Source organism: Paenibacillus sp. MMO-177, from assembly GCF_037147795.1.
Taxonomy (GTDB): domain Bacteria; phylum Bacillota; class Bacilli; order Paenibacillales; family Paenibacillaceae; genus Pristimantibacillus.
Genome location: NZ_JBBCUR010000004.1, coordinates 506,536 through 528,016, shown reverse-complemented (window position 1 = coordinate 528,016; position 21,481 = coordinate 506,536). Strand labels below are relative to the sequence as shown.

General features: G+C 47.0%; 21 protein-coding genes and 2 pseudogenes. 19 read left to right on the top strand and 4 right to left on the bottom strand.

Features of this window, described 5'->3' with window-relative positions; translation table 11 throughout:
- Window positions 1–16 precede the first annotated feature (16 nt).
- Complete coding sequence (locus WFK81_RS17945) at window positions 17–1,372, top strand: S1C family serine protease (RefSeq protein WP_336787759.1); 1,356 nt, start codon at window positions 17–19, stop codon at window positions 1,370–1,372.
- Between the two features lie 175 nt (window positions 1,373–1,547).
- Entirely contained in the window at window positions 1,548–2,459 is a 912-nt protein-coding gene (locus WFK81_RS17940) for a DUF4097 family beta strand repeat-containing protein (protein ID WP_336787758.1), read from the top strand.
- 100 nt (window positions 2,460–2,559) lie between these two features.
- On the opposite strand, the gene WFK81_RS17935 is transcribed toward WFK81_RS17940, so the two are convergent.
- Complete coding sequence (locus WFK81_RS17935; protein WP_015847786.1) at window positions 2,560–2,889, bottom strand: YnfA family protein; 330 nt, start codon at window positions 2,887–2,889, stop codon at window positions 2,560–2,562.
- A gap of 157 nt (window positions 2,890–3,046) precedes the next feature.
- On the opposite strand from WFK81_RS17935, the gene WFK81_RS17930 reads away from it, so the two are divergent.
- From WFK81_RS17930 to WFK81_RS17910, 6 genes and pseudogenes are all read left to right on the top strand, one after another.
- A complete protein-coding gene (locus WFK81_RS17930; RefSeq protein ID WP_015847785.1) occupies window positions 3,047–3,217 on the top strand; it encodes a CxxH/CxxC protein in 171 nt (56 codons plus the stop codon).
- 152 nt (window positions 3,218–3,369) lie between these two features.
- Window positions 3,370–4,071: an ankyrin repeat domain-containing protein gene (locus tag WFK81_RS17925; RefSeq protein WP_336787757.1), complete on the top strand. Its 702-nt coding sequence runs from the start codon at window positions 3,370–3,372 to the stop codon at window positions 4,069–4,071.
- A gap of 65 nt (window positions 4,072–4,136) precedes the next feature.
- Window positions 4,137–4,616 carry a 23S rRNA (pseudouridine(1915)-N(3))-methyltransferase RlmH gene (gene rlmH / locus WFK81_RS17920; RefSeq protein ID WP_127496882.1) on the top strand — a complete coding sequence of 160 codons (480 nt, stop codon included), beginning with the start codon at window positions 4,137–4,139 and terminating at the stop codon, window positions 4,614–4,616.
- Between the two features lie 12 nt (window positions 4,617–4,628).
- Window positions 4,629–4,781: pseudogene (locus tag WFK81_RS30985) on the top strand (Crp/Fnr family transcriptional regulator); the annotation flags it as partial.
- 368 nt (window positions 4,782–5,149) lie between these two features.
- Window positions 5,150–5,731 (top strand): CAP domain-containing protein, encoded by a 582-nt coding sequence (locus WFK81_RS17915; protein ID WP_442956069.1) that lies wholly within the window; start codon window positions 5,150–5,152, stop codon window positions 5,729–5,731.
- Window positions 5,732–6,040: 309 nt separating this feature from the next.
- On the top strand, window positions 6,041–6,643 hold the full coding sequence (locus WFK81_RS17910; protein WP_336787755.1) for a class I SAM-dependent methyltransferase: 603 nt from the start codon (window positions 6,041–6,043) through the stop codon (window positions 6,641–6,643).
- Between the two features lie 178 nt (window positions 6,644–6,821).
- On the opposite strand, the gene WFK81_RS17905 is transcribed toward WFK81_RS17910, so the two are convergent.
- Window positions 6,822–8,846 (bottom strand): right-handed parallel beta-helix repeat-containing protein, encoded by a 2,025-nt coding sequence (locus WFK81_RS17905; RefSeq protein ID WP_336787754.1) that lies wholly within the window; start codon window positions 8,844–8,846, stop codon window positions 6,822–6,824.
- A gap of 589 nt (window positions 8,847–9,435) precedes the next feature.
- Between WFK81_RS17905 and WFK81_RS17900 the strand changes: the two genes are divergently transcribed.
- Window positions 9,436–9,858, top strand: a complete 423-nt coding sequence (locus tag WFK81_RS17900; protein WP_336787753.1) for a VOC family protein — start codon at window positions 9,436–9,438, stop codon at window positions 9,856–9,858.
- Between the two features lie 9 nt (window positions 9,859–9,867).
- Here the strand turns inward: WFK81_RS17900 and WFK81_RS17895 are convergent, their stop codons facing one another.
- Window positions 9,868–10,170: a Dabb family protein gene (locus WFK81_RS17895; protein ID WP_336787752.1), complete on the bottom strand. Its 303-nt coding sequence runs from the start codon at window positions 10,168–10,170 to the stop codon at window positions 9,868–9,870.
- A gap of 23 nt (window positions 10,171–10,193) precedes the next feature.
- Window positions 10,194–10,763 carry an NADPH-dependent FMN reductase gene (locus tag WFK81_RS17890; RefSeq protein WP_336787751.1) on the bottom strand — a complete coding sequence of 190 codons (570 nt, stop codon included), beginning with the start codon at window positions 10,761–10,763 and terminating at the stop codon, window positions 10,194–10,196.
- Window positions 10,764–10,953: 190 nt separating this feature from the next.
- On the opposite strand from WFK81_RS17890, the gene WFK81_RS17885 reads away from it, so the two are divergent.
- The 10 genes and pseudogenes from WFK81_RS17885 (at window position 10,954) to WFK81_RS17845 (ending at window position 21,380) form a co-directional block, all read left to right on the top strand.
- Window positions 10,954–11,832: a helix-turn-helix transcriptional regulator gene (locus tag WFK81_RS17885; RefSeq protein WP_336787750.1), complete on the top strand. Its 879-nt coding sequence runs from the start codon at window positions 10,954–10,956 to the stop codon at window positions 11,830–11,832.
- Window positions 11,833–12,014: 182 nt separating this feature from the next.
- The gene (locus WFK81_RS17880) at window positions 12,015–12,920 is read left to right on the top strand and encodes an alpha/beta hydrolase (protein WP_336787749.1); all 906 of its coding nucleotides are present in this window, start codon (window positions 12,015–12,017) and stop codon (window positions 12,918–12,920) included.
- A 158-nt stretch (window positions 12,921–13,078) separates the two neighbouring features.
- A pseudogene (locus tag WFK81_RS30980) lies at window positions 13,079–13,159 on the top strand (short chain dehydrogenase); the annotation flags it as partial.
- A gap of 247 nt (window positions 13,160–13,406) precedes the next feature.
- Complete coding sequence (locus WFK81_RS17875; RefSeq protein ID WP_336787748.1) at window positions 13,407–14,930, top strand: MFS transporter; 1,524 nt, start codon at window positions 13,407–13,409, stop codon at window positions 14,928–14,930.
- A 198-nt stretch (window positions 14,931–15,128) separates the two neighbouring features.
- A complete protein-coding gene (locus tag WFK81_RS17870; RefSeq protein WP_336787747.1) occupies window positions 15,129–15,773 on the top strand; it encodes a TetR/AcrR family transcriptional regulator in 645 nt (214 codons plus the stop codon).
- Between the two features lie 79 nt (window positions 15,774–15,852).
- Window positions 15,853–16,605, top strand: coding sequence for an ATP-binding cassette domain-containing protein (locus WFK81_RS17865; protein WP_336787746.1), 753 nt, complete (start codon window positions 15,853–15,855; stop codon window positions 16,603–16,605).
- The gene (locus tag WFK81_RS17860) at window positions 16,583–17,290 is read left to right on the top strand and encodes an ABC transporter permease (protein WP_336787745.1); all 708 of its coding nucleotides are present in this window, start codon (window positions 16,583–16,585) and stop codon (window positions 17,288–17,290) included. Before WFK81_RS17865 ends, WFK81_RS17860 begins: the two co-directional genes overlap by 23 nt.
- A 593-nt stretch (window positions 17,291–17,883) precedes the next feature.
- A complete protein-coding gene (locus WFK81_RS17855) occupies window positions 17,884–18,828 on the top strand; it encodes an ABC transporter permease (RefSeq protein WP_336787744.1) in 945 nt (314 codons plus the stop codon).
- 14 nt (window positions 18,829–18,842) lie between these two features.
- Entirely contained in the window at window positions 18,843–19,772 is a 930-nt protein-coding gene (locus tag WFK81_RS17850; protein WP_336776231.1) for a carbohydrate ABC transporter permease, read from the top strand.
- A gap of 96 nt (window positions 19,773–19,868) precedes the next feature.
- The gene (locus WFK81_RS17845; RefSeq protein ID WP_336787743.1) at window positions 19,869–21,380 is read left to right on the top strand and encodes an ABC transporter substrate-binding protein; all 1,512 of its coding nucleotides are present in this window, start codon (window positions 19,869–19,871) and stop codon (window positions 21,378–21,380) included.
- Window positions 21,381–21,481: the final 101 nt, after the last annotated feature.

The window sequence follows — 21,481 nt, the reverse complement described above, 5'->3', positions numbered from 1 at the left end:
GATAGGAGCGGTAACGATGGGAATATTTGATGACGATTTCTATTCGACAAAAGTATCAAGACGTGCTCGTTCCACTTCTTCGAAGGATGAATTTGCCTTCTCCAATAAAAAGGGAATGCGCAGCTGGTCGAATGTCCGTATCGCATTTGTTGCTTCTTTCACCAGCGCGGTGGCAGCGGTGTTGTTGTTTGTGCTTGTCTTTGGCGGCGGGGGCATTGGCCCGGGCTCGCATGCGGCAAGCGTATCGGCTTCCGGAAGCGCCTCGCTGGAGCAAAGAACCATTCAGGCTTCGGCAAAGGTTCGTCCGGCGGTCGTCAGCGTCATTAATGAGCAGACGGTTCCTTATGGACTCATTCCCGGTGACGATACTCAGGGTCAAGCAGGCAGCGGTGAGGAAGGGCAGATCCAAGGCTCGAAGCAGGAGGTAGGCGTTGGCTCGGGCGTGATCTTCAAGCTGAAGGACGGCAAGGCCTACATTATTACGAATCATCATGTCATTGCGGGTGCCGAGTCGGTGAAGGTTATGCTCGTGAACGGCGAGAAGCGCGAAGCGAAGATCGTTGGCAGCGACCAGATTACGGACCTGGCGGTGCTCGAGATGGACGGCAAGGACATTAAGACGGTAGCCGAGATTGGCAAGTCGTCGAAGCTGCAGCCGGCTGAATTCGTCCTTGCGATTGGCAATCCTCTTGGACTAGGCGATTCGCTGTCGATGGGGATTGTGAGCAAGACGCACCGGATCGTGCCCGTGTCCTTGAACGAGGATGGCGTGTATGACTGGCAGCAGGAAGTAATTCAGGTGAATGTCTCGATTAACGAAGGCAACAGCGGTGGACCTTTGATTGATATGGATGGCAAGGTTGTTGGCATTAACAGCATGAAGATTGCCGAGGTAGGCGTTGAGGGATTAGGTTTTGCGATACCGATTGATAACGCGATGCCGATTATCGACAGCCTGATGGAGAAGGGATATGTATCCCGCCCTTATCTTGGCGTCTATACAGTGGACCTGGAGCAGTATTTCTTGCAGAAGCAGCAGGAGCAAGCGGCTGGCAGCAATGGCAAGGCCGATCAGGGCAACGGCGCAGCTTCGGGAAGCGGGGAATCCGAGCTGCCTGAGTTAAATCTCCCTGATGAAGTATTGGGCGGGGTTATCGTGCTTGAAGCGGTAGGACCGGCGAAGGACGCGGGCATGAAGCTGAACGATGTGATCGTGAAGCTGGACGAGAAGAGCATTGGCAGCACGATGGAGCTGCGGCAGTACTTATACCAGCAGAAGCATATCGGCGATGAGATTAAAGTAACCTTTTACCGTGACGGCAAGCTGAAGACTGCATCGTTCAAGCTGGCGGAGAAGACGAAGGACGAATAAAAAGTAAGGGAGCCGTGCTGACGGGAAACTGTCGGTGCGGCTTTTTTTGTGCTTTTGTGCGATACCCCGACTAAAGTCTAACCCTTGGGCCATCCTCTGGAAGGTTTCTGGCAATTGCTCGCTGAAGTAAACTATAGTCAAGAAGCAAGAGAGCAGAGAGGGAGAGAATTCAACCATGAATAGACGATGGGTCAGAAATACGATAGGAGTGGTCCTTGTGGCGATCGGAATTATCGCATTGTTGCAATATCAATTCGGCGGAGTGAAAAGCAAGGAATATGCCCACACGTTGCAGCTCGAAAATAAATTGCAGGAGCTGAGCATTACATCCGACAGCCTTGGACTTGAAGTCGATTTTGTTCCAAGCACGGACGGAAGCAACTCGGTTCATGTGGAAGGCAAAGCAAAGCCGGAGGTTATCGACCAGATCAAAAACGCGAGAGTGGAGAACGGCAGGCTGAACCTCCGGCTGAAGGAGAAATGGCATTTTGGCTTATTCGATTTCTCCGGCTGGAACGAGAAGCAGATTGTCACCGTGTCGCTGACGGAAGAGGCTATGGCATCCCTTGAGGCATTGAAAGTGAACAGTGATTCGGGTTCGGTAAGGGTGAACGGTGCAAAGGCAGCAGCCGGTGTGGTGAAATCGGATTCGGGCAGCATTAAGCTTGGAAGCTTTGAGGGCGGCACGCTGTCGCTGAAGTCGGATTCGGGCAGCATTAAGCTTGAGAGCTTCAAAGGCAGCAGCCTGTCGATTAATTCGGATTCGGGCAGCATTCATGCGGGGACTGTTCTTGCGGAACTGAGTGCCTCTTCCGATTCGGGAAGCATTACGATCGATCACCTAAGCGGCAAGGCTGTTGTGCGTTCCGATTCCGGCAGCATCCGTATCGGGAAGGATGATACAACCGGCGCGGACGTGAAGAGCGACTCCGGCAGCGTGAGAATCGAGATACCTGCTTCGTACGGCGGCATGTTTGATCTGGATTCGGATTCCGGCTCCATTCATAAACCGGAGCAGCAAGGGACTTCGGGAGAAGTCATCAAGGTTCGCACAGACAGCGGCAGTATCCGGATTAGCCAGCCATAACATAGGAAGCCGCATGGGCAAAGTGGATGCCCGTGCGGCTTTTGTATTTATTTGAAAGAAGATATTCGGGTAGATAAGCCCCTGGGAGGGCGTAATTGGATTAGCTGCCACGCGGAGCGTAGAGCATAATGGCAACGCCGATGATGCAGACGGCGGCTCCGATCCAGTCGTAGAGATCGGGCGCTTTTTTATCGATGAGCCATCCCCATAGGACGGCCAGAATGATAAAGACTCCTCCATAAGCAGCATAGACGCGGCCGAATGAGGGGAAATTTTGCAGAGTGGGAATAACGCCGTACGCGATCAGGATAATGCCGCCTACGATGCCGTACCAGAGCGGCTTTGCTTCGCGCAGCCATAACCAGACCAGATAACCGCCGCCAATCTCGGCCAAGCCGGCAATCACGAACAGAACGATAGCAATAAACACGGGATAGACTCCTCTTCGTATAGACTTGTAATCATTATACCGGGATGGCGGAAGGAAGGAAATCAAAGGAAGAATTGGCCAGATTACTTCACATCGGCAGGCTTGTTTGCTATGCTAGCTATATAATAAACAACTTTGAAGAGGAAGCGAAATTCGAATGTATTGTGTGTGCAAGCAGCATGTAGAGCTGGCGATTGATAAATTTGTGGACGAATACGAGGATGCGCCGGATATTGTCGATTTGAAGGAAACGGAATTTGCGGATTGGGATCCGCCACGCAGCTGCGATCTTTGCGGGGAGGCAGCCGCCGAATTTTTGGTGGTGTAGGAAGAGAAACTAGTTGAAAGGCGCTTAACGCATTGGTGCGGGGCGCTTTTTTTCATAAGGAAAATTTACTCCATATGGCTGAACCGCTAAACTTATATAGACAGAGTGATTAGGCACCTACAGCAGGGAGGGCTTTGCAATGGGGATACCCTATGAAGCAATGGATGCTTGTAGGCCTCCTGTTGGTTCAAGGATGCGACAACGGTGCTGGAGGCGAACGTTATATTCAAGAAGAGGAGAGTGTACGCGTGATGGGAACGATTGATGAACAGCTTCTTCAAGCCTCGGAGGATGGACAAGCCGATAAAGTCCGCCAACTGATTCAAGATGGCGCAAACCTGGATGTTCAGGATGCGAAGGGACGCACCCCTCTTATGATTGCGACTTACAATAAGGATTTTGCGGTGGCAGAGGTGCTGACCGAAGCGGGGGCGGATGTGAATTTACGGGATGAGATGTTGAACTCGCCATTCCTGTATGCCGGAGCCGAAGGGTATTTGGATATTTTGAGGCTTACGATTGATGCCGGGGCGGATACGAAAATAACGAACCGTTACGGCGGCATAGCCATCATTCCGGCCTCGGAGCACGGTTATGTTGAAGTTGTTCGGGAGCTGCTTGAGCGGACGGATACGAATGTGAATCATGTCAATAATCTAGGTTGGACGGCATTACTCGAAGCCATTATTCTAAATAACGGTAACAAAAGACAGGTAGAGATAGTGAAGCTGCTGATCGAGCATGGGGCAGATGTCAATCTGGCCGATAACGATGGCGTTACTCCGCTGCAGCATGCCCGCAAGAGAGGGTTTAAAGAAATCGAGCAGCTGCTGGCTGATGCCGGGGCGAAATAACAGGAAGAGTTCCACGTGGAACGTAAGAGCGGTATAAATGAAACATACATAAGGGATGAACATTCATGCATATACAGATTGCTTCGGTTGGCAAGCTTAAGGAAAAATATTTGGTGCAAGGCATCGCGGAATATGCCAAGCGGCTCGGGCCGTACGTGAAGCTCACGCTCACGGAAGTGCCCGACGAGAAGGCGCCGGAGACGATGAGTCCGGCGGAGGAAGCGCAAGTGCGCGAGCGGGAGGGGGAACGGCTTCTGGCGCAGCTGAAGCCGGACGCCCATGTAGTCGCGCTCGCGATTGGCGGCGAGCTCTGGTCCAGCGAGGATCTCGCGGACCAGCTCGATAAGCTGGCCACGTATGGGCGGAGCCACGTGGCTTTTGTTATTGGCGGGAGCACGGGGCTTGCTCCCGCGGTGCTGCAGCGCGCCCAGCAGAAGCTCAGCTTCGGGCGCATGACGCTGCCGCACCAGCTGATGCGGCTGGTGCTGATCGAGCAGATCTACCGCGCGGTGAAGATTAACCGCGGTGAACCGTATCACAAGTAACGGCAAGTTTTTGAGCGAAAGGATCACATGTATAACAAGCACCCTCATGACCCGCAGGCATCTCTGATCGACCGGGTACCCCAACATCAATTCGCCAGTTATCTCGGCATTACTCCGGAGTCACTAAGCAGAATTAAGAGGAGAATGCACCAAGACCTTCGCTGATCCGATAACCCTATCCTTGGAAATTAGCCATGAAAAACCCCCTAAGTTTAAGTAATGATTACATTGCAACTTGGGGGGGATTACGTGCATTGACTTAAGTCAAGAGACGAGCCTGGAAATTGGGAACCTCATATCGTGGTTCAGTTGGTTCGCGATCGAGCGGTATCCGTGGGCGATTCCGATGGCTATGGATAGCGACAATGTAACCCGGAGAATAATAATTCAGGAAACTGAAGATCTGCAGAGCAAACGATCTGGTGTTCTGTCCGTCATCAGTTTATTACGGCATCGAGGGTGTGAATAGATTGAAAAGATATATCGCATTAGCAGGGCTATTGCTGGCAACGGGCTGTGCGGCCAATCCTAACATGACACAACATCAAACGGTTCCCAAACAAGCGAGCATTGAGACTCCCGCCAATCCTGCTGCTTTGGCACCTACCGTGACACAGGCATCGTCAATAGCTGCTCCTGGAACGCGGAGAACATCTATATCGGCCAAACAAGCGCCTGATGCAGCTCCAAAATGGTTCATAGGCGAGGGAGGGCCGACAGGAAGTCCCGCGGAACAGACCGCAGAGGTATCCCAATTTGAGCAGCAAGTTCTGCAATTGGTCAATAAAGAAAGGGCAACGGCAGGTCTGAGTCCCCTTGGCATGGACGGTAATTTGTCCAAAATGGCTATGGCAAAGGCGCAGGATATGTTCAATAACAATTACTTCGATCATACGTCTCCGACGTACGGGTCCCCGTTCGAAATGATGGGCAAGTTCGGGATCGTTTATAGGGCAGCAGGCGAGAACATCGCCAAAGGCCAAACCGGTCCTTCACAAGTTATGAACGACTGGATGAACAGTGAAGGGCACAAAGCGAACATCTTGAACAGCAGCTTTACCAAAATCGGTATTGCTTACTTCAAAGGCGAGTGGGTGCAAGAATTTACCGGCTGACTCAGTTTCCCTCTCTGTATATCTTGTTTTTGCTTACTGCAAGAGATGATGTCCTTAACGGTATCGTCTCTTTGCTTTTTCAAGCTTAAAAAGATGGACGGACAGTTGGTTTTGAGGTGTTGTGAGGGGTGGGTTTGTGCTGCAATGATCTCTGGCAGGTTCGATATTCCGGTTCCTGCTGCTATAAAGCCGGGAATGGATTCCCCGAAAGTTACAGCTGATTAATTGGGGAACATCAGCGGCGGAAGAACTTCCATAATATCTATGACTTAGCGGCAAAATAATCTTCCAGAGGGGAATGACAATAGGATGAATCCGTGGAATGAAAGATTCGGATTGGACGAATACGCATATGGCGAGCTGCCCAATGTCTTTATCGAAGAACAAGCGCATCGATTAAAAGGGGAGCGGATCGTTGCTTTCGCGGAAGGCGAAGGCAGGAACGCTGTTTTTTTGGCAAGGCAAGGCTATCGCGTCACGGCATGGGATTATGCGGAGAATGGGTTAAAGAAAACGGAAAAGCTGGCGAAACGGTTTCAAGTGCAGGTGGAAACAGAGCTGAAGGATTTGCTGCACGATTCGGTGCCTTCGGAAGCTTATGACGGCGCCTTTATGGTCTTCGGGCACTTCCCGAAAGCGGATCAAAAGATTGTGTTCGATAAATTACTCGCCGTTGTCAAACCGGGCGGCATCATTATGTTGGAGGTTTATTCGGAGGATCAGATTCGTTACCAAACCGGCGGTCCTAAATCGGTCGACATGCTCTATAATCCCGCTGATGTACTGGCATGGACGAGCGGTCACGAGGTGCTGCATTTCTTCTATGGAGAGCAAAGAAGAGAAGAGGGGCGGCTGCATACCGGGGTTGGACACGTAATCCAAGTCGTTCTGGCTAAGAAGCAAAGGTTTTGATAATGGAGAGTGGCCGCAAGGCCGTCGGTGGTGAACCGTACCATAATAGGCATGAATTTTCCTTACCTGGGGCAAATCCACTGTGAGACGCTCATTATGTCCATATCATCTTTCTGTAGTGTAACAGTACACACGAAAAAAGATCCAGTCGCCTAAAATGACTGGATCCTCAATAAAACTAAAATTCAAAGTCAATGGTTCCATTTTCGGTCAATTCAAACGGACCGGGTGAGACATCTGCATCAGGTCTCTTTTTTCCGAAAAAGTCGGAGTCAAAACGATATGGGCTGCTGTCCGGTTCCTCATACTTCATATCGGCGTGATAGGTCTTGCCAAGCAGATCGGTGGTAACCAACATTGCAGAGGCTCCCTGGAGCAATTCAGGCTCATTGACCTGGATTTTCACCTTACCTTGCGCAGGATCAATCTCAACTTTTATACCCTTCTGCGCATAACTCTTGGCATTAAATTCATGACTACTTGGAACCGCATTGTTAAAATATAAATTTCCACCCATAGCCACCGGAAGAACTGCATTTCCTATAAAGAAATCCTTTGCGGCATCGCCAAGCTCAGCAAGTTCCTCAGGGGTGTATTCCCACCATTTCTTATCCTTTATATTAGGATGCTTGTTGTAGCCCCCCAGTCCCACAGCATGCAGATAGCAGATGGAATTGTCTGGAACACCATCCATGACCGTCTTCCCGTTCTCTCCAACTTCATCCCTTGGTTTAAGTGGGAGATGCTCAAAAAAGGTTATGGGAACAGGTTCCTTATTAGCATCATTATCCCCCAAAAAGATATTGTTGTAGTACCTGTCATCGCCTCCGGTGATATTGGAGTATCCGGCCATTGCCGTCTCGTGAGGGAAGTGATATGGCGTAGTACGGGTAACCTCGGAACGAACTACAAATCTACCTGCAAACAAATTATGGGCAAATGCTCCACCCTGCGCCATATTTCTGAAATTCATCGGAGAGAGGAACAGATTATGATCAACCATATACGGACCATGGCAAACCTCAACGAAGAAGTCTTCTGAAAGGTTATCAAAAAATACATTGCGGCTGATGCGGGTGCCCTGTGCCTGCCAGTCAAGCCAAAGCGCACGGTAACAGCTATAGATCATATTTTCACTAATTTGCGTATCCAGGGAAGCATGCAGTTTGATTCCTGCTACTTCGGCACCGTGTCTGAGCCGTTTGTGGTGAATATTATAAATACGGTTCTGATAAATCCGGCTGAAGGCTCCCCCCATATGACCCACAATGCCTGCCTGTTCGCAATCATGAATCACATTACCTCGAACGATGTGACTGCCGACTCTATCCTTATGCCAGCCGGAGCGTAATGCTCGCAGAATAACCTCCTGCTCCCGTTGAGTACCGCCTTTAATATGCTTGTCCGAAGCCTTGGTGTGACCTGTTCCGATTTCGGTACCCAGGCTGATCCCAACGCATTTGGATTCACTGATCCTATTGTTTTCAATAATCCAACCCTTGCTCCAGTGAGGTCCGATTAAACCTTCCTGGTAGTCAGTAGGCGGAGCCCATTGAGGGGAGGCTTGACGAAGTGTGAAGCCACTTACGGTTATATAGTTAAGTCCTGGTTTCTCAGGCCAGAAGCAATAAGGACGGACATTAATCTCCACATTTTCCTTACGAGGATCTTTTCCACCAAAATTGGCCCAGATTTTTGTAGTTGTAGCACCAACTTCGGCATACCATTTCAGCAGGGAGTCCTCGGGATATTTGGCTTCGGGCCAAGCTTCGGGCTTGTGAACCTTTTCGACACTCTCGCATTCATACAGAGACTTGCAATCCAAATATACATCACCGAGATGAACAGGGAAGGGCCCGTCAAACAACCAGTCTCCACGGAGCTCCAATTCAAAGGGATTGCGAACGGAAAAGATGGAATTGGGTACCTCTGTGCTCCAAACATGACCTCCTTCAGACTTCCAGCCGGTGATCCGATCAGCCCCTGTAATGACTACTTCCCCGTCTCCTGCGGATCGATATATGATTCTATGCTCCGCTGTTCCTCCATTAGCCGGGTTAACCCATTCCCTGTATACTCCGGCATGAACAATAACCGTATCACCAGCCATGGCAAGAGCCGCAGCGCGTGATATTGTACGAAAGGGTTGCTCAGCTGTTCCTTTTACCTGGTCATTCCCATGTATGGATACATGATATTCCATAAAAGCCTCCTTCTTTCTACCTTATAAAAGTCGTAAGAATTCCTTACAAGCTAGTTGCCGTCATTTTTTTAAACCTTTACATATAGTGTCTCGTCGGATCAGAAGGCTATAAATATTATGAAAAATATAGATGTTTAATGGCAATCATATTATTAAAGCGCTTTAATTTCAGTATAATAGATTCAGGGTACCTTTTAAAGGTGCCCTGAATTCGTTTTGAGGTATGAAGAGTTGAAAAATTTGATCTCACCGTTAGCCCCGATACGCTGAACCTTACCATAAGTAAAGGCAAGTTTTAGGGGTGAAACATGTAGGAGCCTGTAAAAGCGTGATGTATGGCGTGGGTTTGGGATAGGTCACTAATAGGTACTTGGCTGGGGAGTGGACGTAATAGTGTTGGAACCCGAATCATTCCGAAATCGGATACCAAGGAAGCCCTAAAAATTCTAAAACGCTACTGACATAACGTTGTCAGTAGCGTTTTTTTATAATTGGACATGTAAATGTAAAGGAGATAGATAAGTAAAAAGTATGTTTTACAACGGCTGTGGGACACAGCCAAACCTATTGTTAGGAAGGATGATATCTTGTGAATTTCGCTTCTGTACGCATCATTACTGACGACGTGGATCGTCTCGTCGAGTTCTATGAGAAAGTCATGGGGGTTTCGGCGGGGCGGCCCGCGCCCGTATTTGCCGAACTCGTTGTACCGTCATGCACACTTGCAATCGGCCACTCCCAGACGACGCAGCTATTCGGCGCCGGTTCCGCAGTGGGGGCCAATAATCGCACAGTTATTATTGAGTTCCGCGTCGACGATATCGAAGCCGAATATGTGCGTTTGAAGCCATTTGTCGATGATTGGGTAATGGAACCGACCACGATGCCGTGGGGGAACCGTTCTATGCTGTTCCGCGATCCCGATGGCAACCTTCTTAACCTCTTCGAACCTGTGACCGAGGATGCGATTAACCGCCATTTAACACGGATGATTGACCCTATGTGTTTTTAAAGGGGAACATTAAGCAAACGGGTAGTCCATAACGACAATTCCTTCGACAAATGGGCCAATGGATTGCAATAAACGTTGATGCAGGGGATGCTGAATATAATCCCGGCAAGCCTGCTGATTCTCAAAAGTAACTCGGATCCCCAGCGTAAAACCTTGCTTATGCTCAATTTCCTCCGTCACGTTTATCCCGGCGCTAAGATTCACGATCCCCGGAATGTTCCCTTTAAAGTCATGCGCACGCTTTATTGCACCTTCTTTCGCTTCATTAGAAACATCGGGCTTAAACTTCAATAGTACAATATGCTCAAACATCTTACTCCCTCCTAAGTTGCTGATTATTTTTGACTTTCGAGCTGTTTCAATTGGGAAAGTTCCTTCATCCATAGCATGAAATTGTTGGCTACGAAATCAAGGTATTTAATGGTGATTTCATTTATCAGCTCACCCTTTTCGTTAAGCTTCTCATGAACAAGGCCAATGTACACTTCATTTCCAGGCAACAACGGCGAGGAAATGCCGGATGCGAACAGAATATCGCGCAGATGGCCCTGCGCTTTGACCGATCCCAACAATCCCATGGAAGATCCAACGATCCACGAAGGCTTCCCAATCATGACTCGATCCCCGCGGGATAACCAGTCAATCGCATTCGCCATAACGCCGGGAATGGTCGAATTATATTCCGGAGTAACCCATAACACTGCGTCGGCAGCAGCGACTTGCCCTTTAAAGTCAATAACCGGCTGCGGCGGAGCAGACTCGACATCCTGATCGTAATAGGGGAGATCCCGAATGTTCAGCACATCCAACTGAAAAAGATGCTGATAACGGTTTTGGATATAGCGGGCTAACTTCAAGTTGTATGATTCTTTGCGAATGCTTCCGACTATGGCAGCTACTTTCATTTCATCACCTCAATGATATGGTCTGAATGGAAAACAGATTCAACCGATAATCGTTCTCTTATCCATTCTTGCTATTCTCCCTAAGGAGGACATAGACTAGTGTATATAGGTCTGACGAGTTTAGGGAGAGATCAGGTTATCGTAGGATTGGGAATCCTATGTTCACGAATGAACAGGAGGAATGGAAAGCATGGCTAACGGATTGGACCGTTATCAGGAATTGTCTCGTTTTTTGCGTTCACGCCGTGAAAGAATGACCCCGAGGCAGGCGGGATTATCGGAATCCGGACGCAGACGTACACCCGGACTTCGCCGCAGCGAGGTGGCTTTGCTTGCAGACGTAGGATTGGATTGGTACACCTACTTGGAACAAGGGCGTCATATCAACGTATCCGCTGAGGTCCTTGATCGAATAGCAGAAGTGCTTCGGTTAGATGAATCGGAACGCAGGCATCTGTTTCATCTTGCCCGTAAGCAATTTCCCTTGATCGATACGAAGCAACCCCCTAAGGTAACGCCTGAACTTCAACGCTTTTTGGATAGCCAAAAGCTGTCCCCTTCGAATGTCATGGATGCGCGCATGAACATCATTGCCTGGAATGAGGCCTACTGCGCATTGAATGGGGATCTCGCGGCTATGTCGGATAAGGAACGAAATTTTGTATGGATGACATTTACTTCTTCTCGTTTCCGATATGTCAAGGGAGACCAATGGGAGCTGCATGCGCGACGGATCGCGGCTAATTTTCATGCCGGGTACGCGCGTCATAGCGACGATCCTTGGTGGTCTGAGCAGTTTGTGGCGCTGTCACAAGCTAGCAGGGATTTTCGGGTATTTTGGGATTCTCACGAGGTTCTCGATGCCATTGATGCTCCCAAGACGCTGCATTGTCCGAATCTCGGGAAATTAAATTTCGATCTTGTATCGTTTCAATACTTGAACGATTCAAATTTGACCGTTTCCATACATGTTCCCCATAAAGACGGCACGGTGGAAAAAATGCAGCGGCTGTTAATCGATTATCAGAGCCGGCATTCAGAGTCGCTTGAAGCTTCTCAAAGAGTTTAGTACGAGGCTTATAGGCATGAATATTCGACGGAGCACATTCCATTATTTGAGGCATTGTCCTAAGATGAACATAGGGAATTGGAGGGGATGACCCGTCATCGCTCGGTGAATGAACAGGAAGACTTAGGTTTTTGGCGAACTTTTACTTAAGAAGTTATCCGATTTTAAAAGAGGGGTAAATCATGGATAAAAAATCGGCGGATATAGCAGCAAATGAAATGCCTGAAGGAACGCAGGTTTTGTATGGCGAGTATGCGGAAGCGGGAACATATTATTCTTGCACATACCGCCCTGACGTAGTTTATGCGACATATGGCGATGTGGAAAGAAGACTGCAAATCATCATGCCATACCAAGGTGAATACAAATTTCCGCTTGTCGTCTTTGTACAAGGCTCTGCTTGGAGGAAACAGGATAGATATGCTGCGATACCGAATCTCTCTCATATCGCTTCAAAGGGATATGTGATAGCTAGTGTTGAGATCAGGGACACCGATATCGCTCAATTCCCTGCATCCGTAGAAGATGTGAAATGCGCAATCAGATTTATGCGCAAGCATGCTGAGGAATATGGATTGGATCCGAACCGTGTAGCAGTATGGGGGGATTCATCAGGCGGACATCTCGCATTAATGACGGGGCTTACGATAGGCGGCTATAATAACGGACTTTATGGCGAACAGTCGGATGAAGTGAGTGCAGTAGTCGATTATTATGGAGTCACGGATCTTCTTACTTTAGGAAAGTATAATGATATTTTGGATCATGATGCTGCCGATTCCCCAGAAGGTTTGCTCGTTGGAGGAAGGGTAAAGGACCATATCGAATTAGCGAGGAAGGCAAGCCCTATTCATCAGGATTTGGATAAAGAACTTCCGCCGATTCTCATCATGCATGGTGACAGCGATCAAGTCGTTCATGTGAACCAGAGTATAGAGATGTATAAGGCGCTAAAGGAACATGGTCGGCGGGTTCTATTTTATAAAGTAGCGGGTGCTGACCATGGGACGGGCTTTTGGAATCCTCAGGTTCTTGATATTACCGAGAAGTTTTTATCTGTCAATTTAAGACGGCCATTAAATAGATAGTCGCATTTAATAAAAACAATCGAGGCACCCTAAATGGGTGCCTTTCGATTTCGCCGTTAGAATGATAGGGAGAACCGTGCCACAAATAGTGGTAAAGCGCAGAGAGTTGAGATAATGGTAACCGAAGCGAATATTTTTCGGCATTTGGAGGGAATGTAAATACTGGCAGCATTATCAACGTCGCTTCAACGGCAGGCGAGCGCGGCTTTGCTACCGGCTGGGCCTACTTGGTATTGAAGATTGATGATATATATGTTATATTTTTAACTTAGTTTGTTTAATAAACAAAGAAAGTTGCAAGTTCTCAAAAACACTGTGTAATGGAGGAACGCGATGGGTTTTTTGGCAGAAATTTTTAAATAAAAAATCAGGTATTTTTTTTTATTTTATTTGAAAAACATTTTAAGCAGATTTGTAAAAATGTAAGGGCTTTTATTTTGTTGCTTGTAAATTACACCTTGATTTGACTTAAAGGAGATTTTAGGAATGTCAGCTAGAGAGACAGCTAAGATTGGATTTACTGGAAAATTAGGAGCGAGTAAAAACACACAAAATATTCAGCAAGATGAATATCACAAGCTCAATTTTATTGAACGTATGGGCTACGGTTTTGGAGACTTTGCTCAGAACCTTGTCTTTGGTACAGTTGGCGGCTTTCTTGCCCTCTATATGACGACTGTCAATGCGATTGGTACAGCAATAGCAGGATTTATCTTCCTCTTTGTCCGTATTATTAATGTTATCTGGGATCCAATGGTCGGGACATACGTCGATAAACGCTCATCAAGAGCAGGTAAATATCGTCCTTGGTTGCTTCGTGCAGGTATTCCGCTGGTTATCTTGGCTGCGCTGCTGTTTGCGCCTATTCCTGGTATCCGCGGCTCTGTGTCCTTTATCTTCATTACTTATTTCTTGCTTGATTTGGTTTATTCCGTCGTCAATATTCCATACGGCTCGCTGAACGCTTCATTGACCCGTGACCCTGAGTCTGTTGACCAAATTACAACGACTCGAATGACGCTTGCAAATGTTGCCAACCTTCTTGTTTATACATTGTTCCCGATGTTTGTGCAAATGGTTGCGCCTAAAGATCGTTCACTCAAAGACACCGGTCTGTTTGGATTAAAACTTAATATGGGAACTTATACTGACCCTTCTGCAGGTCATGCTTGGTTTAACGTTTATGTCGTCTATATGATTATTGGAGCCATTGCGCTTTTCCTTTGCTACAAGTTCACGAAAGAACGCGTTGTCGCCAATGCTGAACAATCATCACATGTTAAAGTCACGGATTTCTTTGCTGAATTTAAGAATAACAAGCCATTGGTAATCTTAGGAATTTTCTTCATGTTGGCATTTACATTTATGTTCTTCATGAATACGGTTAATGGATTCTTTTACCAATATACCGTCAATCACTCGGATTGGATGGGTGCTGTAGGACTGATTGCCTCGATTCCTGGTATCGCTTTTACAGTATTCTGGCCAAAACTCAAGAAAACCTTCGGTAAAAAAGGCTTCTTCCATTTCTTCCTTGGTATGTTTGTTGTCGGAGAAATCCTGACTTGGATTTGGAGTCTTGACGGTATGCACGATCAGCTTTGGTTAGCTTATGTTTCAACTTTCATCAAGCAATGGGGCTTGTCTTCTGCGACTGGTTTCATGTGGGCACTTGTCCCTGAAGTTGTCTCTTATGGCGAATTGAAGTCTGGAAAACGTAATGCTGCTATTATCAACGCTATTATGGGTCTGTTCTTCAAGGTTGGCTTTACGCTTGGTGGTGCCGTTCCACTTTGGTACCTTGCTGCTTATGGATTTAATGGAAATGCCGAGCACCAAACAGCTAACGCCCTTTCAGGGATTAATATGACTGCTATTTGGATACCTGCTGTTCTTGCTGTTGTTTCTATGATTGTGATGCAGCTCTATCCACTATCTGATAAAGACGTTGACAGCATCAATAAACAACTCGACACAAAACGCGCTGAAATGAAAGAAACAGAAGCATAAGGATACATTTATCGCAGCCAACAACAGGTTCAGTAAAGGAACCTTACTTATAAGTGTTGCTTTATTAGAGATGATGCCTCAGCAGGGCATCATCTCTTTTCTTTCTCTACAAAGATGGCTGGATAATCCTTACTTTACATTTTAATAAATAAGAGATACCATACATACATATAAATGTATGTATGGGGGGGTAGCATTTTGCCAAGAAATAAATATCCAGAAATAACGGAAAAGAGAATTTTGGATACAGCAACAAAATTGTTTGTGGAAAAGGGATGGGAAGAAACGACGATTCAGGATATTGTAGATGATTTGGGGGATTTAACCAGAGGCGCGTTTTACCATCACTTTAAATCCAAAGAGGATATAATAGACGCTGTTCTCAATCGATTGGCAACTGAAAACGACCCGTTCAAAAAGTCGAAAAATATCCCTGGATTAAACGGACTAGAAAAGTTGAGAATGGCATTTTTACTTTCGTTTGATAATATTGGGCAATTAGAAGCCGTTAAAACGATACCAACGATCTTAAGCAACCCTAAATTAATTGCCAAGCAATTACAGGATTGCGTCAATTCAGGAGCTCCCGATATACTCGCCTTTATCGATGAAGGGGTAATGGATGGATCCATCTCTGTTCAATATCCTAAGCAGGCATCTGAAACCTTTATGCTGCTTACCAATATTTGGTTAAGTCCTATTATCTTTTCAGTGGACCCGGAAGAATATCTATTAAAAGCAAAGCATTTGCAAGAATTATTTAATAGTATCGGACTCCCGGTGATTGATGACCAGATACTTTCTACCCTTGAAAAATTTCATAAATCTTTTTATAAAATTTAAGTGGACTGCCATTAGGCAGTTTACTTTTACACATTTACATACATTTATATGTATGTAAATACCCTAGGAGGAATTTGATATGGATTATGACTACGCTGTAAAAATATCTGGATTAGTAAAGACTTTCGATCAAAAAGAAGTCATAAGAAATTGTAACATGACCGTTTCGAAAGGAAGAGTTTATGGACTGTTGGGCGTAAATGGAGCTGGAAAAACAACCATTTTTAAACTGCTATTAGGATTGCTTCGTCCTACTGCGGGACACGTAGAAATTTTCGGCGAGGATATTGGAAATCGTAAAAACAGTATTCTAAAGGATGTAGGAAGCATGATAGAAACCCCCATTTTTTATGAACATTTATCCGCTACTGAAAATTTAGAAATCCATCTTTCCTATATGGGTATTCAAAATGCAGATATCCAAAAAACTTTAGGGATAGTGGGGTTACATCATATAGGTAACCAACCTGTTTCTCAATTTTCTCTAGGTATGCGCCAGCGTTTAGGGATTGCAAGAGCAATTATCCATCATCCGAAGCTTTTAATTTTGGATGAACCGATTAACGGGCTGGATCCAGTGGGAATTCGGGAAATGAGGGTGCTTTTTCAAGACCTTGTAAAAAAACATGATATGACCATACTTGTTTCCAGCCATATTTTAAGCGAAATCGAACAAATCTCAGATGTTATAGGAATTATCGTAGATGGAAGCATTGTTGAAGAAATAGAGCTAGCCTCTATCGAAAAGGATTTTGCGGATGGCTTAGAGGAATATTTCTTTAGTATTGTGAATGGAGGAATGAAACGTAATGATGAACCTATTCAGACTTGAATTGAAAAAAAACAATATTCGTACATACATTATTTCAGCCTCTGTCATTGGAATCTGCATGTTAGGAATAATATATCTATTCGCCTATGCTCCAAAGATTGAGCCCAAAGACCCGGACATGAAAATGTTTGAAGGATATGAAAATATCATTCCATTGTTTAACGCAATAGGCATGTTCGCCTTCAGCTTATTATCATCCGTAATGTTTTCAAAAATAGTCATTGAAGAATATGCGGGCAAACGCGCCGCTCTGCTATTCTCATACCCAGTCAGCAGAAGAAAGGTTTTTCTTGCAAAGATTGCGGTTGTTTCGCTGTTCGTGGCAACTGCAATGATCACCTCGTGCATAAGTATATATATTATTTTTGGTATTAGTGAATCCATTTCCCCAGTGGTAGACGGAAACATTACTTTCGAAATGATTAGTAAGGCTGCCAAAACCACATTTTATATGTCAATTTCCGCTATTGGTGTTGGTATTATTTCCATGTCAATCGGCTTCATTAAAAAGTCCATACCGACCACTATTATATCTTCAGTCTTGCTTTGCTCTCTATTAAGCAACGTCGTGGCAGGTTCTATATCCGCGGATAGCCCAATCCTTATTTTTACAATAATTCTTGTGTTGATAAGTGTTCTCGTCATTAACATAATGACGAGAAAGATTAACTGCATGGAGGTATGAGGAATATGGAACAAAAAATTGAAAAAGCAATAGATCATGCTCTTGAAAACCTCGCACCGCTATTTTATCTGTCTAGTATCATAATAGGTATTCTTTTGGTCTTATTAGGATTTTCATTGTATTTCCTTAAATCATCCAAAAAGAAGTTAAGAACGGTCTGCTTGATTTGTATAGGAATTGGGATATTCTCCATACTCAGTGGAATGATGCAAATAGAATACTAACAGCCGCCACAGAACATGTTCGCAATCTCAGATTTCGCCTTACTGGAAACAGTATATTTCAGGTATCTACACCCCAAATCCCCGATTGTTGCCGAGAAGCTTTCCAAACCGTAGAATGATGGCGGTTGAAAGCTTCTTTTTATCGAATTTTGGTGATTGGCAGGTAGGCTACTAGCTGCTTCATTCCGCATCCCCCCAAAAAAATCTAACGTTTGTTGACTGCGGTCTCATGTTTTTAGTCTAGAACTGAGCAGGCGAATTTCTATAAAATGACATCAATTAGATTGATCAGCACTGGTTAATGAATGCGCTTACGGTGGCTAAAAGCGCGTACATGCTGAAAGCAAACAAACGTAAGGAGTGGCGAACATGGACATGAAGAGCGGGCGAAGACGCTTGCGAACACGCTGGCGCACACAGGATACCGAACTGACGCTTCTGGCCTTACCAACGACCATCTGGTATATCTTGTTTTGTTTCTTGCCAATGTTCGGCCTTATTATTGCCTTCAAAGATTTCAAGATCCACGGCGGTTTCCTGAGCAACGTCATCAACAGCGATTGGACCGGCTTCAAAAATTTCGAATTCCTGTTCAAGTCGAACGATGCCTGGGTCGTGATCCGCAATACGCTAGGCTACAATCTGATTTTTATCGTGCTGAGCATTGCGGTCCCCGTCACGTTAGCCCTGATGATCGGTCAACTGCATAGCGGCAAGGCCGGCAAAATCTATCAAACGTTGATGTTCTTGCCGTACTTCCTCTCCTGGGTCGTGGTTTCCGCCATTGTATGGGCGTTTCTAAGCTTCGATAAAGGGATCGCCAATCAATTTCTGGCCGTCCTCGGCAGCGATCCGGTGAACTGGTATATGGAGCCGAAATATTGGCCGTACTTCCTGGTATTCATGAACGTATGGAAGGGTCTGGGGTACGGCATGGTGGTCTACTTGGCGACCATTGCCGGCATCGACAACACGTATTACGAGGCTGCCGTCATCGACGGGGCATCCAAGTGGCAGCAAGCGCGCTACCTTACGCTTCCGCTTATGAAGCTGGTTATCGTGATGATGTTCATCTTGGCCGTTGGCCGCATCTTCTACACCGACTTCGGCTTATTCTTCCAAGTGCCGCGGGATTCCAACTCGTTGTTTAATGTAGCGACCACGATTGACGTCCTTGTGTATAAGCAGCTCAAGTCCGCAACGCTCGGCATGGCATCGGCTTCTGCATTCTTGCAATCCGTGATGGGCTGCGTGACCATTCTGATTGCCAACTGGGTTGTTCGTCTCGTAGACCGAGAGAGCGCAATGATGTAAAGGGGGAAGCGGGTATGTCATCAAGAGCGAAATTCGACACGGGTCTGGACAAGTTCAACCGGATCCGAACCGGCACGAACGTGGTTTTCCATTTGATTTTTATCGTATTGGCGCTGCTTTGCCTTATACCCGTCCTTGTGGTGTTGTCCATATCGCTGACCAGCGAGGATTCTATTCGCAGCAGCGGGTATCATCTTTTCCCGACGGCATTCTCCGGTGATGCTTATCGCTATATCGCGCAGCAAGGGACGATGATCACGAAGGCGCTCGGCATCTCCGTGCTCGTTACCGCCCTCGGTACCGTGATTGGCGTGATGCTTACAACGTCGATGGGATACGTCCTTTCCCGGCCGAATTACAAGCTGAAAGGGCTTCTGACCTGGATTGTATTCATTCCGATGGTGTTTAACGGAGGCTTGGTGTCCAGCTACTATATCAATTCGAATATGCTGGGCCTGAAAGATACGGTGTGGGCGCTCATTCTGCCGCTGGCCGTCTCCTCCTTCAACGTGATCATTTGCAAAACCTTCTTCCGAAGCACGATCCCGGACGCGCTAATCGAATCCGCCGAGATTGACGGCTCGAGCCAATTGCGCATTTACTTCTCGATCGTGCTGCCGATTTCTCTGCCGGTTCTGGCCACCATTGGATTGTTCCTCTGCTTCGCCTATTGGAACGATTGGTTCCAATCCATGCTGTACATTGATAACCAGAACTTGTACTCGCTGCAGGCGCTCTTGAACAGCTTGATGACTAACGTGGACGCCCTGGCGAAAAATGCTTCCAGCATGGGCATCAGTTATGCGGAACTTGTCGCAACCATGCCCAAGGAATCGGCACGCATGGCCGTTGCCATTGTCATCGTGGTTCCCGTGGCCGTTGCTTACCCGTTCTTCCAGAAATACTTTATTTCCGGTCTGACGGTAGGCGCCGTGAAAGGTTAACTCGAAATAAACTCGGATTCGTCCGGTTTATGATATCCACCGATGCAATGCAGACGGTGGGAATGAAGAGGGCTATATAAAAGGGAGGAAATGTACATGAAAAGGACGAAGAAAAAATGGCTTGCTATGAGTGCCGTGGCACTTTTGACAACCGCTCTTGCAGGCTGCGGCAACTCGAATTCCAATTCCGATTCAAGCACCAGCACGCCTTCGAACGCGACGGCAAGCGCGCAGACGGAAACAAGCAAGCCGGCTGATTCTGGCGATGTGCCTACGCTGGTATGGTGGACGATCGGCGGACAGACTCCCGCCAACTTCGATAAAGCGATTGCCGCGATGAACGAATACACAGCCGAGAAGATCGGCGTGAAAATCGACATTAAGGTAGCAAGCTGGGGCGACTGGGATACGAAGATCAATACGATCGTGAATACCGGCGAACCGTTCGACATCATGTTTACGAATAACTCCAAGTATAGCCAGCAAGTGACCATGGGTGCGTTTGCCGACCTAACCGACTTGGTGCAAAGCGAATCGCCCGATCTCTACAAGCTGATTCCTCAGAAGGTGTGGGATGGAACAAAAATCGGAGGGAAAATCTATTCCGTGCCGACATACAAAGACTCGTCTTTGACCCAATACTGGGTGTTCGACGACAAGTACGTGCAGAAATACGGCATCGACACGGCTGGCATCAAGACGTTGAAAGACCTAGACAAACCGTTCCACGATATGAAGGCAGGCGAGGGTAAAAGCTTCTACCCGCTGTCGCTCACCCAAGGCGACGGATTTAACGGATTCTTCAACGGCTACGACGATATGACGCTTGGTTTGGCTCCGATAGGCGTGAAGGTCGACGATGCTTCCCGCAAGGTTGTCTCCGTGCTGGAGCAGCCGGACATCATGGGGGGACTCAAGCAGCTGCACCAATGGTACCAAGACGGCATTATCAATCCGGACGCACCGACGAAAACGGAAGCGGACAAAGGCCGTCCGTTCTTCGCGGCGCAGGCATTCCCGGGTGCGGAAGCGAGCTGGCAGATTACGGAGGGTGTCGAGAAGTACGACATGTTCCAGATCTTTGGCCCGATTTATACGACAAGTACGATTCAAGGCTCTCTTAATGCCATCTCAGCCAACTCGAAATATAAGAAAGAAGCGTTGAAATATTTGCAGCTGGTTAATACGGATCCGAAGCTCCGCAATATGCTGGCCTTCGGCGAGCTGGGCGTCGATTACGACAACGTGGATGGCGAGAAAGTGATTGAGCGCAAGTCCGATACATGGCCGCTTGCCGCTTATACGCAAGGGACGTTCTTCGACCTGGCCGTAACGAAAGGCGCTCCGGTAGACCAGTGGGATCAAGTTCGTAAGCTGAACGATCAGGCGACTTCCTCCACGAACTTGGGCTTTGCGCTGGACATCAGCAAGCTGAGCACCGAAGTGGCCAATACGAAAGCGGTATGGGACAAATACCGGTATGAACTGCTGACGGGCGCTTCCGATCCGGAGAAGATGGTACCGAAGATTGTGTCTGAACTAAAGGCCGCTGGCATGGATACGATTATGAAGGCCGCTCAAGAGCAAGTCGATACGTATTTCAAATAAGTCTTGTCTGTCATCAACATCCGGAAAACCCGAACGGAGATCGCCGTTCGGGTTTTCTGGCACGAAATTTAGGATTGCTTTTACCGATAACAACGTTATAT

Excerpts from the sequence above, each read along its gene's own strand:
- WFK81_RS17945 (WP_336787759.1), top strand. The coding sequence starts at position 17 with ATGGGAATATTTGATGACGATTTCTATTCGACAAAAGTATCAAGACGT.
- WFK81_RS17940 (WP_336787758.1), top strand. The coding sequence starts at position 1,548 with ATGAATAGACGATGGGTCAGAAATACGATAGGAGTGGTCCTTGTGGCG.
- WFK81_RS17930 (WP_015847785.1), top strand. The coding sequence starts at position 3,047 with ATGTATTGTGTGTGCAAGCAGCATGTAGAGCTGGCGATTGATAAATTT.
- WFK81_RS17925 (WP_336787757.1), top strand. The coding sequence starts at position 3,370 with ATGAAGCAATGGATGCTTGTAGGCCTCCTGTTGGTTCAAGGATGCGAC.
- rlmH (WP_127496882.1), top strand. The coding sequence starts at position 4,137 with ATGCATATACAGATTGCTTCGGTTGGCAAGCTTAAGGAAAAATATTTG.
- WFK81_RS17915 (WP_442956069.1), top strand. The coding sequence starts at position 5,150 with ATGACACAACATCAAACGGTTCCCAAACAAGCGAGCATTGAGACTCCC.
- WFK81_RS17910 (WP_336787755.1), top strand. The coding sequence starts at position 6,041 with ATGAATCCGTGGAATGAAAGATTCGGATTGGACGAATACGCATATGGC.
- WFK81_RS17905 (WP_336787754.1), bottom strand. The coding sequence starts at position 8,846 with ATGGAATATCATGTATCCATACATGGGAATGACCAGGTAAAAGGAACA.
- WFK81_RS17895 (WP_336787752.1), bottom strand. The coding sequence starts at position 10,170 with ATGTTTGAGCATATTGTACTATTGAAGTTTAAGCCCGATGTTTCTAAT.
- WFK81_RS17890 (WP_336787751.1), bottom strand. The coding sequence starts at position 10,763 with ATGAAAGTAGCTGCCATAGTCGGAAGCATTCGCAAAGAATCATACAAC.
- WFK81_RS17885 (WP_336787750.1), top strand. The coding sequence starts at position 10,954 with ATGGCTAACGGATTGGACCGTTATCAGGAATTGTCTCGTTTTTTGCGT.
- WFK81_RS17880 (WP_336787749.1), top strand. The coding sequence starts at position 12,015 with ATGGATAAAAAATCGGCGGATATAGCAGCAAATGAAATGCCTGAAGGA.
- WFK81_RS17875 (WP_336787748.1), top strand. The coding sequence starts at position 13,407 with ATGTCAGCTAGAGAGACAGCTAAGATTGGATTTACTGGAAAATTAGGA.
- WFK81_RS17865 (WP_336787746.1), top strand. The coding sequence starts at position 15,853 with ATGGATTATGACTACGCTGTAAAAATATCTGGATTAGTAAAGACTTTC.
- WFK81_RS17860 (WP_336787745.1), top strand. The coding sequence starts at position 16,583 with ATGATGAACCTATTCAGACTTGAATTGAAAAAAAACAATATTCGTACA.
- WFK81_RS17855 (WP_336787744.1), top strand. The coding sequence starts at position 17,884 with ATGGACATGAAGAGCGGGCGAAGACGCTTGCGAACACGCTGGCGCACA.
- WFK81_RS17850 (WP_336776231.1), top strand. The coding sequence starts at position 18,843 with ATGTCATCAAGAGCGAAATTCGACACGGGTCTGGACAAGTTCAACCGG.
- WFK81_RS17845 (WP_336787743.1), top strand. The coding sequence starts at position 19,869 with ATGAAAAGGACGAAGAAAAAATGGCTTGCTATGAGTGCCGTGGCACTT.